The following is a 14,124-nucleotide window of genomic DNA, read 5'->3' as shown; positions in this document are numbered from 1 at the left end:
CTCCCTTGGAGGGTTGCGCAAGACAGTAGTGGTCAACCCGGTGCTGCGCGAGCACCGGCCTCCGGCAAGAGTATGGGAGGCGGCGCTATCAGGCATTGACGTACATCAAGGGCGGGCGCACGGCTTTGGAGAATAGTCCTTCCCGGCTCGCCACTTACGCGACGCCGCGGATACAAACCGCAGGGCCAACAGCCAGGCGGTCATGGCACCCAGGATCAACAGCAGCGCGCCAACGCCCTGGCCGGACGGCGGGGTAAAGCCCATCACCGCGCGCAGCCAGGGCTGCCATAACACCAACGAAAGCAGCGCGGCCACGGCGGTGGCCAGACGCGCAAGCCAGGGGTTACGCAAGATATGCACAGAATGCCGGTGAATCAGTACCAGCAGGAACAGGCCTGCGACCAGGCTCACGAACAGCGTGGTGCGTATCTCGCTCTCCTGCCATCCCTGTGCCAGCATGCAGACGTTGGCCACAAGAAGAGGCAAGGCCAGTCCCAGGCCCTGCAGCAGGCCGTAGGCCATGTTGCGCAAGGCGAACGGCGAATCCGCAGCGGGCCTGGGTGGGCGGTGCATGAGGGCCGGGTCTGCCGGCTGCGCCTCGAACAGGATGGAGCAAGACGGGTCGATGATCAGTTCAAGCAGAATGATCTGCACCGGGAGCAACAACACGGGCCAGTGCAAAAGGGCCGGAACCAGCGCCAGCACCACGATGGGCACATGCACCGCGAAGATGAATCGCACGGCGCTGCGGATGTTGTCGTCGACGTGGCGGCCCTGCCGTATAGCGGTGGCTATGCTGGCGAAGCTGTCGTCCAGCAGCACCAGGGCCGCGGCTTCGCGCGCCACGTCAGTGCCGCGTTCACCCATAGCGATGCCGGCATCGGCGGCCTTGAGCGCTGGCGCGTCGTTAACGCCGTCGCCCGTCATGCCCACCGTGCCGCCATCGGCTTGCAGCGCGCGCACCAGCCGAAGCTTCTGCTCGGGCCTGAGCCGGGCGCAGATTGCGGCGCTCCTCAAACGGGCCTGCAGCGATGCGTCATCAAGGGCGTCGATTTCCGCGCCGGTCAGCACATCCTCGGAATGAGGCAGTCCCGCCTGGCGCGCGATGGCGCTAGCCGTCACCGGGTGATCCCCAGTCATCATGATCACGCGTATGCCCGCCTCGGAGCAATCCCGCACGGCCTGCGGCACTGCGGCCCGCAGCGGGTCTGCCAGGCCCAGCAGGCCGACAAAGAGCGGCGCGAAGTCCTGCTGGTTTTCGGGCAATCCAGCGCCCTCCCACTCGCCGCTAGCCACGCCGAGGACACGCAGGCCTCGTGCTGCCATCTCCTGCACTTGCCGCTGCACTGAGTCGCGTTCACTCCCCTGAAGCCGGCACAAGTCCATGACCGCCTCCGGCGCACCTTTGGTGGCGAGGCTATAGCGCCCCGAGGCTCCTCCGCCGTAGGCGTAGACGTAGGTGACGGCCAGGAGTTGCGGCGTGAGCGCATAAAGCCGCGCTGGCGGCATCCCGACAAGCGCTTTGGAGTCCGGGGTCAAACGGGCGTCCCCGAGGGCGCGGATGGCTTTTTCCATCGGGTCGAAGGGTTCCAGCGGGGTGGCCAGCACGGCGCATTCGAGCAGTTCCGTGAGTGCTGCGGGCAGCGGCGCATCGACATCCGCGAAGAATGCGGCATCGGCCCCTACCAGCTCGACCAGCGCCATGCGGTTCTGCGTCAGGGTGCCAGTCTTGTCTACGGCCAGTACCGTAATCGCGCCGAGCACTTCGATGGCGTCGACCCGGCGCGTGAGAATATTCTGGCGCGACAGTCGCCACGCTGCCAGTGCCAGGAACACCGCGAGCACCACGGGAATTTCCTCCGGTAACACCGCCATCGCGAAGGCAATCGCCGGCAGCAGGCTGGCGACAAAACCCTGGCCGTCCCTGAGCCAGGCCAGCAACACCAGCAGCACAGCAACCGCTAGCCCGACACCCGCGAATACTTGCACAATGCGCCGCGACTGCCGGTGCAGCCTGGAGGCCGGGGGCTGCGTCGTCGCCAGCGCTATGCCGATGCGTCCCATGGCGGTGCGGCCGCCCGTGGCAAGCACCCGGGCCAGGCCCATGCCCTGCGTGATCACGGTGCCCGCATAAATCAGCGCGCCATCGTCGCCGTCGGGTTCAAGGTCGGGCCACTCCGCTGGCATGGGCAGCTTAGGCCTGGGCACGGATTCGCCCGTCAGCAGCGACTCGTCGGCTTCAAGAGCGCCTTCCAACAAGGTGGCGTCAGCGGGAATGCGGTCGCCCTCGCGCAGCACCAGCACATCACCGCGGACCACCTCGCGACAGGCGATGCGAAGCTCCCTGCGGTCGCGCAGCACCAACGCGCGCGGAGCCGACAAGTCGCGCAAGGCCTCCAGCGCCCGTTGTGTCTTACGCTCCTGGAACAGCGTCAGCGCAACAATCGCGAAAACGGAGGCCAGCAAAAACGCCGCCTCAGCCGTGTCACCCAGCAGCAGGTAGGTCGCGCCCGCCGCCAGCAGCATCAGGAACATTGGCTCCCTGACGACACCCAGGGCGATTCGCCCAAAGCTCTGCGGCTCGCTGCCGGGCAAGAGGTTGGGGCCCTCGGCCTGAAGCCGGGCGGCGGCTTCCTCGTCGCTGAGTCCTGCGCTCCCAAGAACCGGCTCACGCGAAGCTACGGCAGCTTGGGCGGCGCCGCTCATGGTTGCTGCGCGGTGCATAGGACGGAAATTCACCACCTATTTTTTTGTATCGACATCCGCGCTCTTGTCCGCCGCCTGTTTGCCGGCTTCAGCGGATTCGCGCGCGGCTTTATCGGCGCTTCTCAAGGCATCCTGCGTGGCCTTCATGGCCTTCTGCGTTTGCGCCTGATCGGACTGGGCGGCCTTGCGCAGCGCTTCTCCCGCGCGCGCCGAAGCCGCGCGCACGGCGGTGGCCGCGCGCCTGGCCGCGTCTGCCGCCTTGGCCGCCATTTTTTTCATGTCGTCAGTGGCTGTGGTCGCGGCGTGTTCAGCTTTCTCAAGAGCTTCTCTCGCGGTTTCGTCAGCCTTCAGCGCCTTCTCTCGGATATCCGCGGCCGCCTGGTGCGAGGCGTCCTGGGCGGCGGTTTCGGCCCGCTGCAGCGTGAGCTTAACTTGCTCGGCCGCCGCACGGGCAGAGTCAGCCGCCTCTCGAGCGGCCTTTTGCGCGACCGCTCTGGAACGGGCGACCACGCTCGTCGGCGCACTGGATGCCTCGACAGGGGCCGAGGCTTTTTCAGGAGCCTGCGCCATAGCACCGCTGGTCGTATAGCCCGCAGCGCAGGTGGCAAGAGCAGCGGCAATCACAAGAGTCCTGGCATTCATGGTGTACCTTTCGAGAAAGTCAAGTACGCCCATGATGGACAGGCCGGGCGGCAAGGTAATTGACCTAGCGCAAGCGGCGCGCAAACATAGCTTCCCGCAGCAGCGACTTCGGATTGCTCAAGAACAATGCCGGGCCGCAGAAGTTTCATGAAAATTGCGGCTCAAGCAGCCACAAGACCATCAACTTCTTTCAGAGGTCTCCATACAGCGCTCGTCCGACAAGATCTCAATGCTGCCATTCACTTTGAAATCGGCGTTCTTGCCTCGGTTCAACCCACACGCCTGAACGCGAAAATGGCAGCTCTATGCAGCCCAGGCAAACACGATCGCTGCGATAAAGACCGTCTCACTAAGCAGCATGACCACCGGGCGCCAACCCAGTTTCATGAGGTCGGCAAAGTTGGTCTTGATGCCTGCCGCACCGATAGCGGCCACCAGCAGCCAGCGCGAGGCATCGCTCGCCACGGCGGCAGTCTGGGTTCCTATGACGCCCAGTGACGTGAGGATCACAAAGAACAGGAACCACAGCAGAAAGGAAGGAACCGCTGGCACGCGAGAGCCCACAGAGGTATTCGACCGATCACGGTAGAGGACGGCGATCACGGCCACGATAGGCACCAGCAGGGCCACGCGAAACAGCTTCACGATAGTGGCTGTTTCTCCGGCCTCCGGGCCCAGGATAAGCCCAGCCGCCACAACCTGCGCAATGTCATGAATGGTCCCACCCAGCAGCACGCCAGAAACACGTGCAGGAGTGTCCAGCACGGTCAACACCAGCGGATACACCACCATGGCGATCGTCGACAACAAGGTGACGCCCACCACAGCCAACAACGTGAACCGCTCGTTCTCTTTGGTAGGCGGCAATGCAGCAGAGACCGCCAGGGCAGCGGACGCCCCACAGATGCCGACAGAACATCCCGATACGAGCCCCTCGACCTGGGGCCGCTTCATGAGCTTGGCCAGGAGCACCCCAAAGACGATGGTGGCCACCACAGAAGCCGCGATACCTAAACCGGTGGCTATACCGAGGCTGGCAACCTGATCTACGGTGATGCGCGCCCCCAGAAGCGCCACCCCGCAACGCAGACCTGTGCGAGCGCAAAAAGCCACCCCGGGCATGACGCGATCAACCCCTGCCAGGAAGTTACACGCCAGGCCAATCAGGAGCGCATATAACAACTGAGGGCCGCCGTGATGATCCGAAATGAAGGTGGCAGCCAAAGCGACGACGATACAGACCAGAAAGCCTGGCCAGAGGTTGGCCAAGTTGCTCACAGCCGGGCCTACGCCCGGGCGGAACCTGAGAAAAGCGCTATATGACTTCATTGACTATGAGCATATGTTTTTCTCATAAAGAATAAAAGCGAATAGTTCAGATCATATTGACCATAAATATCGATCAAATCATCGAAATGTCTTTGCAGCCTGGCAAAGGGCGTGGAACGACTCGATATGCTCTGTGTGCGAAAGAACCTGGCATGCTCTTTCACACCTTCTCAGGCTTTCGATGAACTGATCCATCGGGGAACCCTATGCGTCTGCTCCTTCTTGGTTTTGCACTCTGGCTGGGCGTCAGTACGTCTGCGCAGGCTCTTGAAGACATACCCCATGACGTCGTCGCCGAGTTGAACCACAAACTCCCAGTTGAGTACCCTGGGGTTCGCAGCCTTGTCATACAGCGCCACGGCAAGCTCATCTTGGAGTACTACCGCAACGGACTGAATGCGGCGACGCTCCATGACGCGCGCTTTGCCACCGCGAGCGTCGTTTCCACGTTAGTGGGAATTGCCATTCACCAAGGCAAGATCAAGAGCACCGCACAGCCCCTGTCTGACTTTCTGCCTTCGGCCAATGACCCGGCAGCAGACCGGAGAGTCAGGGCCATCACCGTCGGACAGATTTTGACCTTGACCGCCGGCTTCGACCCCTCCGTCAAGCAGGTAGGACGATGGGCGTTCCCCGTGGATTTCGCACTCCAAAGAGCGCTGGTTAGCCAGCCCGGGGCTGCATTCAGCTTCAACCCCGGCACAGCTCATCTGGCTGCTCGAATATTGGCCAGCGCGACAAAGCAACGCTTGACGGATTTCGCGAGAAAGAACCTGTTCACTCCCCTGGGTATCGATCGCTTTCTATGGCGAATCGACGGACCGGGTGGCTCCGAGCTGGGCTATACAGGATTGGAGTTGACCACGCGAGACATGTCGAAGATCGGCTAGCTCTATCTCCAGAAGGGCATGTGGAATGGCAAGACTTTGCTCTCCTCCTCCTATGTCGACATGGCCACAAGAAAGCAAACCACTGGAGGACCGCCCCTGAATTGGAATTACGGTTACTTGTGGTGGGTCGCGCCAGACGATTCTTCACGGATATTCATGGCAGGCGCAGACGATGGTCAGAGAATCTATGTGAACCAGATACTCGACCTGGTGATCGTGATCGCCTCGGATGCGCAGGGTGCGAGAAGCGGACGCCACCAGAACGTGGATGCGCTTATCCAATCCGTCGTGAGCGATGCGTTCAAGGCACCGGCTCCTGCGACCAAGCGCTCAGACTCCGCTGGAAACCGGAGCTGAGGCAGATGAGGTCAGGCTCGCGAGGTGCTGACTGGACTGAGTGTCACGGCAGCGAATGGCACCAGTCTGCTATGAGCTTGCAGCAGGTGCGCTTATGCTCAGGTTGATCAAAGAGGTAATGCTTGGCGCCCTGAATCGGCGTGAGCCACTTCCGATCGTGCTTCACACCTTCATACAACATCTTGGCATGGCCTGGATAGCAGCCTGGATCAGCCGTGCCATAGATCACATGCACGGGAACTTGCACAGTGTTCAAGCGCTCCGGGCCATGTCCGTTGGACAGACGCATGCTCCACTGCGAAAGCCATGAGCGCAAGCTTGTGTAGTGGCCAATCGAGGCTGGAATGAAGTTCGCCACGGCAGGCGGGCCCCATTGCGTGGTGGGCGCACGGTCGGATGGATCCAGTGTCAGATCCAGATTGCGCGGATCTGCCATGGTGCCGTGCACCACGAAGGGTAGATCGTCCAGGCGCGGGTCTGCTCTCAGCTTCAGCAACGCGAGCTGGTCCAGCGCCCACTGAGTAATGCGTTCGCTGCGCGCGAGTTGCGCTGCCTTGTACCGCGCCAGAAAAGCTGCGGTGTAAGGGGGTTTGAGGTCTGGATTGAAAAGGTCCAGTTCGGGGTCGCGGCGGAAAGGCTCATGCTCATCCAGAATGGCGGGGTCCAACTTTTCGGTGAGCACAATGTTTCGGCTGGGGTGCGCCATCAGCATGATGAGTGCATCGGCCGGGGGCAGGTCGGCCTTGGTCAGATCTGGCGGACCGCCCGCTGGCGGCGCTGTGATGGTGGGTTTTTCTGCCTGGTTTTGATAGAGCGCCACCAGGCCTCCACCACCTGAGTTGCCGATAAGCACCACACGCTGGTAACCCTCAGTTCGCAGATGGCGGATGACAGAGCCTATGTCCACCACGCAGTGTTCAAGGATCAGCATGGCTTCATTGCCTATATAGCGTGTGCTCATGCCGACAGCATCCACCCCGCATTCAGCCAGCGCATCCAGCGCATAGTGCCCCATGAAGTTGGACGAGGGGTGAACCACCACCACGGCCGTCTTGGCAATAGGCCCCCCAATGCCTGAAGCGCGATGGCGGGTACACCACAGCAAGCCAGCGCGGCGTGCCACGCCGGACTGCACATCCATCTCTCCCGTGCTTTGCATGGGAACCGCCAAGAGTTCGCGTCTGTTCATTTTTTTGGCATCTCCTTGCATCAGCGTGCGTTCCAAGAGGTGTAGTAGTCAGGGCGCTCACTGCTTAGGGCGGCGCCTCCAAGCAGCAGCGGTTTGAAGGTGTCGAGCATCACGGCGCACTCTTCCGTGTGTTGCCCCACGCGCGCTGCCCCTCCCTGATAAGCATCCGGGTGCGGTCCATGGATGTGTCCAGCAGGGTGCAGGCTCAAGGCCCCGCGTTCGATACCGCTGCCTTTTCGGCTGAAGAAATTCCCTTCGGCGTAGAAGATCAGTTCATCTGAATCTACGTTCGAGTGGTAGGAGGGAATGGGCATGGCCCGTGGGTCATAGTCCAGCATGCGGGGCACAAAATTGCAGAACACGCAGCCTGGCGCTTCGAATACCTGGTGCACCGGTGGAGGCCTGTGAAAACTGCCGGTGATCGGAGAAAAGTCAGAGATGTTCAGGGCATACGGATAGTTGCACCCAAACCAGCCCACCACATCAAACGGGTGGCGCTGGTAGGTATAGCGGGTCAGGCCATTTCGGTTCTTGACCAGCACGTCGACCTCACGGCCTTCCGTCAACATGGGACCCTGCGGGCGCCGCAAGTCAAGTTCGGAATACGGAGCTTCCTGGTTGTACTGCCCGTACGCCGTGAGGTAACGGCGCGGCGGCCGCACATGACCTGCCGTCTCGAAAACCAGCGCACGAAGTGGCTCACTGCCTGTGGGCACCCAGCGGTGCGTGGTCGCCTTGGGGATGACCACATAGTCGCCGCGGGCCACATCGATGCTGCCGAAAACCGTCTCCAGGCGCGCGGACCCGTCATGTACGTAGAGCAACTCACCCCCTTGCGCATTGCGGTAGAGAGACGAAGGTTTTTCGCTGACCATGAACGAAACCCGTACGTCCGAGTTTCCACACAAAACTGTGCGATCAAGTACGGGGTCTGCAGAGGTTTGAAGGCCCGTCGTGGTGAACAGGCGTGGAAGCAACGGATGGTTCGGAGTCAGGCCCTCCTGCTCCTGCTGTGGGTGCGCCACCACATCGCACTTCGTCACGGCAGACGGCGCATGGCGATGGTAGAGGAGCGACATGTTCGAAGAAAAGCCCTCTTCACCCATCACCTCCGCGGCATAAAGGCCGCCCTCAGGACGCTGGAATTGCGAGAACCGCTTGCGTGGGATGTCACCCATCTGCATGAAATAAGGCATGGTAGGAACAGGGCAATGAAAGGAATGTGATGACGCCGAGCGTATAGAGCGCGCAGAAAAGTGTCATCCGGGTTTACGACAATAAAATAAAACACTGTTCCAAAATAATATCGCCGTCATTGATCGCCATACAGCGTGATCGGACCGAGGACCAGATGGAACTGACTTTCGAGGAGTACTTTCCTTACACCCATCACGCAGCACGCGTGCCGGAATTGATGGACGGATGCGACACCCAACGCCACAGCGTGGTCATTGCTGGCGGAGGGCCAACCGGGTTGGCGTTGGCGTTGGGCCTGGCCAACCATGGCGTCGCGAGCGTGGTGCTCGAATCCGACGACACCGTGTGCTCGGGCAGCCGGGCAGGCGCCTTCACTCGGCGCACGCTGGAGATCCTGGAGCAACTGGGTGTCATCGATGAAGTGATGCGCACTGGCCATGCCTGGAGCACAGGCTGGACCTATTACCGTGACCGTGAAGTCTTCCGGCTTCAGATGCCACACGACGACAGTCAGAAGCATCCACCGGCCATCAGCCACCTGCAGAACTACATTGAGCAATGCCTGGTGGATGCGGCCAAGCGCCGCAGCGACTTGATCGATCTGCGTTGGCAAAGCCGGGTGGACGAGGTCAAGCAGCTTGGTGACGGAGTCCGCCTCCAGGTCCAAACCCCGCAGGGAAACTACGCCCTTGAGACCGATTGGCTGGTGGCCTGCGACGGAGGGCGCAGCACAGTTCGCGAACTGTTGGACCTGCGACTGCAAGGCCATCGTCACGAGGGCCGCTACGTCATTATTGACATCCGAATCGACACCGAAGGCCTGCCGGTGGGGCGGCGCTGCTGGTTCGATCCACCCTCCAAGCCGGGCGGCACATTGCTCATGTACAAAAAGCCCGGCGGCATGCTGCGCTTCGACTACCAATTACAAGACGACGATGACGAAGTCGAAGAGATGAAGCCCGAGCGCGTGTTCGCGCAAGTCAACAGGCATCTTGAAATGATGGGCATACGCAAGGAGTGGAAGCCCGTATGGATGAGCCTGTACAGGGCCAGTGCCATGACCCTGGAACGCTACTGGCACGACAGGGTTCTGTTTGCAGGAGATGCCGCCCATCTGGTGCCGATCTTCGGCGTACGCGGAATGAATTCGGCCATCGATGATGCCCACAACCTGGCCTGGAAACTGGCCTTTGTGGTTCGCGGTATCGCGGCGCCCCCACTGCTCGAGACCTACAGCAGCGAGCGTGTCTACGCGGCGCGGGAAAACCACCGCTTTGCATCCAAGAGCGCCGAGTTCATGGCACCACCTACGCCTGCAGCGCGTTTGATGCGCAACGCTGTACTTTCCCTTTGCGAGAAGGATCCCTGGTTCAGCAGCCTCCTGAACCCACGGCAGCACTCCGCCATTCCTTTGGTGACGTCTGCGTTGAATATCCCGGCAGATGCCGCCGACGTGTTCAGTCGCGGCCCGCGCCCCGGCGATATTCTTCTAGAGTGCCCGCTGGAGTTCAACGGCAAACCAGGCCACCTCACCGACCTGCTGAAACCGCAGTTCACGGTGCTCTATTTCAGTGAGGGCGAGTCCTTGCCCACGGATTGGGCAGACACAGTAGCCGAGCTGTCGTCACGCGTGCCTCTGCAGGCTTATGCGATCGCACGCAAAAATTTGGAGAACGCATCCACCGCCGTCGACGTTTCAGGCCGGCTCTTCGCCATGTATGACGCCGTGCCCGGCACGGTCTACCTTGTGCGACCAGATGGGCACGTCATGGGTCGATGGAAATCCCCGGCGCCTTCCGTGATCAAGCAAGCCTTGGAACGCGTAGTGCAAGCAGAAATGGAGACCGTGTGATGAATGAAGAAGACCTGGACGCGCTCTATACCAAGCTATGCGAGAAGCTCGGCCCGCTCGATCCATCACAGGTACAGATGGTGCTGGCACGGTTGACCCTGTTGCTGATGAAGCGTGTGGGCACCCGGCAAGCCGTAGACGAAGCGATAGCGATTGCTTTGCAAACAGATTGAACGCGTAAGCCCTCCCCATGTGCAATCCCGTGCCTCCGCACGGCACCACCGCGATATCGACCCTACAACACGAGGAGACAAGAGACATGAGCACATTGACGCGCATCCTGAGCCTGGCGGCTATTTTGGCCTGTGCAACCCTGCCGGCACACGCGGCTGACCCATTCCCTCAAAAAGGCAAGGTGCTGCGCATCATCTCGCCGCTCTCACCCGGAGGTTCGTCCGATGTGCAAGCACGGGCCATTGCCCACAAACTGTCGCAGCAGCTGGGCATTCCGGTCATGGTGGAAAACAAACCAGGCGCGTCCACAGGTATCGCCGTGCGTGAACTGATGCGCTCCCCACCCGATGGCTACACGGTGCTCTATACGATCACGGTGACCACCAGCCAACTGCCGCATCTGTACGAGAAACCCCCGTTCGATGTCTTCAAGGACATGACCCCAGTCGGTGTGGCGGCACGCACCCGCACGATTCTGGTGGCCACCGCGAAAGCGCCGTACAGCACGCTCAAGGAGTTGGTCTCTTATGCCAAAGCCAACCCCGGAAAAATCAACTACGGCTCCTACGGCCTGGGCTCATCCGGCCATGTGAACGGCGAGCTGCTCAAGGCCAATGCAGGCATTGACATCGTGCATGTGCCTTACAAGGGCAGTACCGATGCCGTTCGCGATCTGCTGGCAGGCCAGATCCAGTTCGTCTTCGACGGCCCCAGCACCGCCATTGCCAATGCCAAGGGCGGATTGGTCAAGATCCTGGGCGTGGCTGACAAGGAACGTCTGCCGGCGATTCCTGACGTGCCCACGCTGACTGAGGCAGGGGTTGCAGGCATTGATCTCCCAGGTCTGGAGCAGTTCTTCGTTCCTGTCGGTACCCCAAAAGAGATCGTGAACAAGCTCAACACCGAGCTGATGAAAGCCGTTCGCTCGCCAGAAGTTTCGGAGATGTATGTCCGTGGTGGTTCTACGGTCGTGGCAAGCACACCTGAAGAACACGCCCGCATGATGCGCGAAGACAGTGCTCAGTGGGGCACCGTCATGCGCCGCCTGAACATCCGCGCCGACTGAGACAAAGACGTATTTATCTGAATCTGAAAACGGCCATTACCCCGTGAACGTCTTTTTGATCTACGCCGCCTGCGCCATTGCAGGCGGCTTTGCCCTGCGGGTGACAGACCCTATCATCCCCATGGTTGCAGAGCAGTTTCAGGTGAGCGCAAGCCAGGCGGCGCTGCTCACCACCTGCTTTGCCGTGCCCTACGCCTTGGCGCAACTCATCCTCGGCCCCCTGGGTGATCGTTTTGGCAAGACTCAGTGCATCCGTGTGTGCGCATTCGGGCTTGGCGCAACCCTGCTGGTGAGCCTGCTGTCGCCAAGCTTTGGTGCGTTACTGTCCACGCGGGTGCTGGCGGGGGCTTTCGCAGGAGGCTTGATTCCGCTGGTGCTGGCCAGCCTGGGAGACCAATTCGAGATCAAGGAGCGGCAGGTCATGATCGGCCGCATGCTCTTTGCCATCATCTCAGGGCAGATGCTGGGGTCTGTACTCGGTGGCCTCATGGGAGACCAATGGGGCTGGTGGAGCGCTCTGGCCTCTGCAGCGAGCGTCGCAGTGATGGCCGCCATATTGGCGTGGATTGGCTTGCGCCACTACGTGTCTGCGCCTGCTCAGCCATCTGGATCAACGCGCTCTCCCTTCAGTGGTTACAGGCAGGTGTTTCAGAATCCCAAGGCGCCATGGGTGTATGCCTGCGTCGCGGCAGAAGGGATTCTGTTCTTTGGCTTTTTCCCGCACATCAGTGCACTTCTTGGCTCGACGGAACCCTCTTCTGTCTCTTCTCAGGCCGGCTTGGTCCTTGGTGCTTTCGGCGCCGGAGGTCTTCTGTATGCCAGCATGGTCCGGCGACTCGTGACGCAATTGGGCATGGCTCGCATGTGTTTGTGGGGTTCGCTCATGGGTGCGGCATGCTGCGCACTGTTGATCTCGCTGCCCGGAGTGCAAGGCGCTGCGGCCCTTCTCTTTGCCGCTGGATTTGGCTTTTACATGCTGCACAACTCGCTGCAGACGCAAGCGACCGAGCTCTCCGCTGTGGCGCGAGCCTCCGGGGTAGCGCTCCTGGCCTTCAGCTTCTTTGCAGGCCAAGGCCTGGGACCGCTGGTCTTTGGTGTACTGTTCAAGCACTGGGGAATGCAAGGCGCGTTGTCCGCGATGGCTGTGGGGATGATCGTCCTCGGTCAGGTCGCCATGCGCTATGTGTGCCCTCCCCTAAAATCAAAAGCAATGCCCGCTTCCTGATCCATGCCATGACCGACGACACGCTGAACCCCGCCGCTACCTCCAAGGACGAAGTCAGTGCGCTCGCACGCGGCCTGGCCGTGCTGACAGTCGTCGCCAGAGCACCGGGGTCCATGAGCAACCGTGAGCTGGCAGATGCCACCAAAATTCCGAAAGCCACCGTATCGCGCCTGGCTGCTACCTTGGTCTCCGCGGGATATCTTCGGCAACAGGCAGATAGCGAGCGCTTTACCCTGGGGGCAGGCGTGATGGAATTGGGCAGCGCCTACCTGCGAAAGTTCGATCTGCGCAGTCATGCCCGCCTTCATTTGGCAGAAGTAGCGGAATTTGCCGGCGCAGCTGTGCACATGGGTGTTCGCGAGGGATTGGATATCGTCGTCATTGACGCCATCAGACCGCATTCGGCGGTGATCTTGTCACGCCTGGATGTCGGATTGCGGCTTGCCATTTCTTCCTCGGCCATGGGGCGCGTGTACACCGCCGCTTTGGATGCACACGCGCGTGCCGACCTGCTGACCGAGCTTCGTCAGGCAGCCGGCAAGGACTGGCGAAAGCAGGCCGCCAAGCTGGAAGCTGCTGTACAGGAGTACGCAGAATACGGTTACTGCTCCTCCTTCGGCGACTGGCATCGCGACATGCACGCCATCGGCGTGCCCGTTCACGGCCCCGGCGGCGAGCTGTATGCCGTCAGCTGTGGAGGCCCAGCCTACTTGCTGACCGAGCGCGTGATGCGCGAGAGGATTGCGCCGCGCCTGGTGGAAGCAGCGCGCGCGATTTCCAAGGAAGCCGGGCAAGCCTGAAGACGAAGCTGAGACGTAAATCAACGTCGCCTCAACCTACGAGGCTTTGATCAAGAGCCCTGGCCCACCGTCATTTGAGGCTCCACCGGCCTTGCCACCTGGAAGAGATCTGTGCTGCGCGCGTACCAGCCGCCTCCGTGCATGCGGCTGATCAGCCCGAGTGCTGGCGTGTTGACGAAGCCTTGCTCTGCATCCAACACCAGCGCATCATCAATATGCGCCGCCAGCACCCGCCCAATCACTACCGTTTGGTGGGGGCCGGTGACGAGCGAGGTGAGCGCCACACATTCCAGCGACACAGGGCTGCCCTTGATGAGCGGCGCCTTCACATGCCGGGCGGGTAAAGCGACAAGCCCCGCCTGCTCCAGCTCATTCACATCCGACGGGTAGTCCGCACAGGTCTGGTTCATCTGTTGAACCAGGCTCTCCGGCACCAGGTTCACTACAAATTCGCCGGTTTCCAGAATATTGGCGGCTGTGTCTTTCAGCGAACCGCTTGCGTGGCGCATCATGCCCAGCGCCACCGTAGGTGGCTGATGCCCCATGACGTTGAAAAAACTGTATGGCGCTGCGTTCAACACTCCGGTACTGGATCGCGTCGTCACCCACGCAATGGGACGTGGGGTCACCGTGGCAGTCAGAAGGTTGTAGTTGGTCTGCGCCGGTTGCGCCCCAAAATCAAAATACATGAATAGCT

Annotated in this window: 13 protein-coding genes; 7 read left to right on the top strand and 6 right to left on the bottom strand. The window is 61.1% G+C overall.

What is annotated here, in order from left to right; genetic code table 11:
• Positions 1-105 precede the first annotated feature (105 nt).
• The 3 genes from ABIE13_RS13810 to ABIE13_RS13800 form a co-directional block, all read right to left on the bottom strand.
• The gene (locus ABIE13_RS13810; protein ID WP_354444332.1) at positions 106-2,739 is read right to left on the bottom strand and encodes a cation-translocating P-type ATPase; all 2,634 of its coding nucleotides are present in this window, start codon (positions 2,737-2,739) and stop codon (positions 106-108) included.
• Positions 2,740-2,742: 3 nt separating this feature from the next.
• Positions 2,743-3,348 carry a hypothetical protein gene (locus ABIE13_RS13805; RefSeq protein WP_354444330.1) on the bottom strand — a complete coding sequence of 202 codons (606 nt, stop codon included), beginning with the start codon at positions 3,346-3,348 and terminating at the stop codon, positions 2,743-2,745.
• Positions 3,349-3,651: 303 nt separating this feature from the next.
• Complete coding sequence (locus tag ABIE13_RS13800) at positions 3,652-4,677, bottom strand: YeiH family protein (RefSeq protein ID WP_354444329.1); 1,026 nt, start codon at positions 4,675-4,677, stop codon at positions 3,652-3,654.
• Positions 4,678-4,883: 206 nt separating this feature from the next.
• Between ABIE13_RS13800 and ABIE13_RS13795 the strand changes: the two genes are divergently transcribed.
• Entirely contained in the window at positions 4,884-5,567 is a 684-nt protein-coding gene (locus ABIE13_RS13795; protein WP_354444327.1) for a serine hydrolase domain-containing protein, read from the top strand.
• 60 nt (positions 5,568-5,627) lie between these two features.
• Positions 5,628-5,924, top strand: coding sequence for a hypothetical protein (locus ABIE13_RS13790; protein ID WP_354444325.1), 297 nt, complete (start codon positions 5,628-5,630; stop codon positions 5,922-5,924).
• Between the two features lie 43 nt (positions 5,925-5,967).
• Here the strand turns inward: ABIE13_RS13790 and ABIE13_RS13785 are convergent, their stop codons facing one another.
• Entirely contained in the window at positions 5,968-7,113 is a 1,146-nt protein-coding gene (locus ABIE13_RS13785) for an alpha/beta hydrolase (protein WP_354444323.1), read from the bottom strand.
• Positions 7,114-7,133: 20 nt separating this feature from the next.
• The gene (locus ABIE13_RS13780; RefSeq protein ID WP_354444321.1) at positions 7,134-8,309 is read right to left on the bottom strand and encodes a homogentisate 1,2-dioxygenase; all 1,176 of its coding nucleotides are present in this window, start codon (positions 8,307-8,309) and stop codon (positions 7,134-7,136) included.
• Positions 8,310-8,464: 155 nt separating this feature from the next.
• On the opposite strand from ABIE13_RS13780, the gene ABIE13_RS13775 reads away from it, so the two are divergent.
• The 5 genes from ABIE13_RS13775 to ABIE13_RS13755 all read left to right on the top strand — a co-directional run bounded on the left by ABIE13_RS13775 (position 8,465) and on the right by ABIE13_RS13755 (position 13,427).
• A complete protein-coding gene (locus ABIE13_RS13775) occupies positions 8,465-10,162 on the top strand; it encodes an FAD-dependent monooxygenase (RefSeq protein ID WP_354444319.1) in 1,698 nt (565 codons plus the stop codon).
• Positions 10,162-10,335: a DUF2783 domain-containing protein gene (locus ABIE13_RS13770; protein ID WP_354444317.1), complete on the top strand. Its 174-nt coding sequence runs from the start codon at positions 10,162-10,164 to the stop codon at positions 10,333-10,335. Before ABIE13_RS13775 ends, ABIE13_RS13770 begins: the two co-directional genes overlap by 1 nt.
• Positions 10,336-10,421: 86 nt before the next feature.
• A complete protein-coding gene (locus ABIE13_RS13765; protein WP_354444315.1) occupies positions 10,422-11,402 on the top strand; it encodes a Bug family tripartite tricarboxylate transporter substrate binding protein in 981 nt (326 codons plus the stop codon).
• Between the two features lie 43 nt (positions 11,403-11,445).
• Positions 11,446-12,627 (top strand): MFS transporter, encoded by a 1,182-nt coding sequence (locus tag ABIE13_RS13760; protein ID WP_354444313.1) that lies wholly within the window; start codon positions 11,446-11,448, stop codon positions 12,625-12,627.
• A gap of 8 nt (positions 12,628-12,635) precedes the next feature.
• Positions 12,636-13,427 carry an IclR family transcriptional regulator gene (locus ABIE13_RS13755; RefSeq protein ID WP_354444311.1) on the top strand — a complete coding sequence of 264 codons (792 nt, stop codon included), beginning with the start codon at positions 12,636-12,638 and terminating at the stop codon, positions 13,425-13,427.
• A 50-nt stretch (positions 13,428-13,477) separates the two neighbouring features.
• On the opposite strand, the gene ABIE13_RS13750 is transcribed toward ABIE13_RS13755, so the two are convergent.
• The gene (locus tag ABIE13_RS13750; protein ID WP_354444309.1) at positions 13,478-14,116 is read right to left on the bottom strand and encodes a flavin reductase family protein; all 639 of its coding nucleotides are present in this window, start codon (positions 14,114-14,116) and stop codon (positions 13,478-13,480) included.
• Positions 14,117-14,124: the final 8 nt, after the last annotated feature.

Source organism: Ottowia thiooxydans, assembly GCF_040548795.1.
In the GTDB taxonomy this organism is placed as follows: Bacteria; Pseudomonadota; Gammaproteobacteria; order Burkholderiales; family Burkholderiaceae_C; genus Ottowia; species Ottowia thiooxydans_A.
The sequence above is the reverse complement of the archived record's forward strand: the minus strand, read 5'-3'. Positions and strand labels throughout refer to the sequence as shown.